This is a genomic window from Faecalimicrobium dakarense, from assembly GCF_000499525.1.
Classification (GTDB): domain Bacteria; phylum Bacillota; class Clostridia; order Peptostreptococcales; family Peptostreptococcaceae; genus Faecalimicrobium; species Faecalimicrobium dakarense.
In genome coordinates this window covers 1-2395 of sequence record NZ_HG529295.1, presented here as the reverse complement: position 1 = coordinate 2395, position 2395 = coordinate 1, and the positions used below count along the sequence as shown (strand labels likewise).

Annotated in this window: 2 protein-coding genes; both read right to left on the bottom strand. The window is 24.0% G+C overall.

Translation table 11 applies throughout. From position 1 onward, the window contains the following. Nucleotides 1-612: methyltransferase (locus tag BN899_RS06685; protein ID WP_071162439.1), on the bottom strand; the 612-nt coding region annotated here is incomplete at its 3' end. Between the two features lie 429 nt (nt 613-1041). Then, complete coding sequence (locus BN899_RS06680; protein WP_042273999.1) at nt 1042-2175, bottom strand: putative manganese transporter; 1134 nt, start codon at nt 2173-2175, stop codon at nt 1042-1044. Nucleotides 2176-2395 lie beyond the last annotated feature (220 nt).

Genomic DNA, 2395 nt, shown 5'->3' with positions numbered 1-2395 from the left:
GTTTTTATAGCTTAATTTATAAATAACAAATCTTTCACGTTCATCTTTCTTATTTAATTTTGGTAATATAATATCTTTTGATAATACAAATGGGCTTAGATACTCCAAATAATATATATAGTCTTCTGATGGATAGTATAAAATAATTTCTATATTTCTAGGGTTTTCTTCAAATGATATCAAAATATTTTCAACAACTTTTGTAAATATCTGTACAGAAAATGGATTAAAAAAATAAAATTTATTATCATATGGTTTTATCTTATAATCTTGAGCTAAACAACACTCAAAATTTACTTTATATAAGCTCTTTTTATTTTTCTTTAGGTAATTTGCTTTATTTTCTAAAGCTTCATAATAAAATATTTCATTCATTTCAATTCCTGTTATATTTGATTTATAAAAATAGTTTATATAAAAATTAAGTCTACCCTTTCCGCATCCAAAATCAACTACATGATCACTGCTTTTTAATGTATATCTTTCAAATAAATATTCAAGTGCAGAATATAATGTCGGTTCATAAGGATGATAATGTGTATTATTTTTACTCCATTTCTGATCTCCTATAGTTTTTATATTTAATAAATTTTCATAATAATATTCGTCCATTATGGTTCCTTTCTATGCTAAAATTCATAATAAGTCTGTATATTATATTGTAAATCTTTAATTAAAAGTAATCAAGTTTTTATATATTTTACTCTACCAATATATACCTAGAGACTTTGAATATACCTTAATTATATAATAATATAGAGAATATATTTTGGAGGAGTTAGAGATGGATATTAATGAATTTATTGAAATTTTAAAAGACTGGGGGGGGAAAAAAACGATATAATAAGTGGGACTAATTGCATAGATGGATGCAATGATTGTAAATTAAATCATAAAATTTTAATAGGTAATGAAATTAATACATTATGTACTATTTTATGTAAAATGAGTAAAGAATTAAATAGTATATAAATATACAATAATCTTTATACTATTTAATTTCAAATAATAAAAGGCTAATAGTTAACTATTAGCCTTTCATTATACTGTAACTATATAAACAATAATACCAACTAATATCGCTGGAATTGTTGTAACTATGCTTGCCCAAAGTGCTGACTTTTTATCTAATGCTATAATAGGAAATAAAGCATCTCCATCTTGAGATATAGAGTTTGCAATTACAGCACCTAATGGTAAGTTTCCTTTTAAATAAAATGACATAAGCAGTATTTGCACTCCACACCCTGGTATTAATCCAAGTAATGCACCTATAAACACACTTCCTATTCCAGCATATAAAACAAGATTAACAATGTATTCTTCTCCTCCTAGTAACATTACTATAAAATCATATCCAAGGTAGGCTATAAATATCCATGTTATTATAAATGAAATCTCAGATACTCCATTTATTAATATATTTTTAAGTGACGATCTATCATCTTTATCTATATTATAGCTATTAGATACAATTTTAAAACACATAGTATAAATTATAGATGATAATATACCTAATATTGCTAAAACCTCTTCAAGTTCATGAATAGAATGAACAATTTCATTTTCTATTCCTGAATGAGCTACAGTCATAAAGACAAATCCTACTAAAAGAATTACTAAGTATATTTTATATCCTACTTTATGAGTCATTAAATATGCAAATTTATATATTTTACTGTTTTGATTTTTAATAACTTTTTGTTTTTTGTGAGAGAATCCATGATTACAACCACATGAAGTTCCTCTAGTTAATGGTTCTATTTTATTTTTTCTAAGATTTAATACACTTTCAAGATTAAATATATCAACTATATATCCTGTTAAAATACCTGTTATTAATCCAACTATAGTTACTATTAAATAAACTTTAAAATTTGCTGAAATTAATATAAATGCTGCATCTCCCATACTTGCTATTAAACTTGCTACGATAGATCCAAAGCTAAGCTTTCCTTGTATGTATAATGGAATTATAGCCAAACTACCACCGCAACCTGGTATAGCTCCTATTAACGCTCCTATTAATGGTTGTAATTTTTTGTTTTTAGTTATGATATATGTAAAGTTTTCATTAGTTTTATAATTTATATATCCAAATAATACTATAAAAAAACCAATCATAGATCCGACGTGTAAAAATGCTTCTTCAGCTGATGACATAAATATCTCCATGACTTAACCTCCTTTTTATTACTCAATAAGTATATTTGATAATCATTATCATTGTCAATATATTTTTTAAAATAAATTTTTTTCCTAACTGATTTATAACATAAATAACTTAATTCTATACCTCATTTTAGATTATGAACTATAAACTTGTATATATTCTTATTTAGTGATAATTATATAAATATAACATATAATTATAAAAAAGTATGCACCTATAGGT

Excerpts from the sequence above, each read along its gene's own strand:
- BN899_RS06680 (WP_042273999.1), bottom strand. The coding sequence starts at position 2,175 with ATGGAGATATTTATGTCATCAGCTGAAGAAGCATTTTTACACGTCGGA.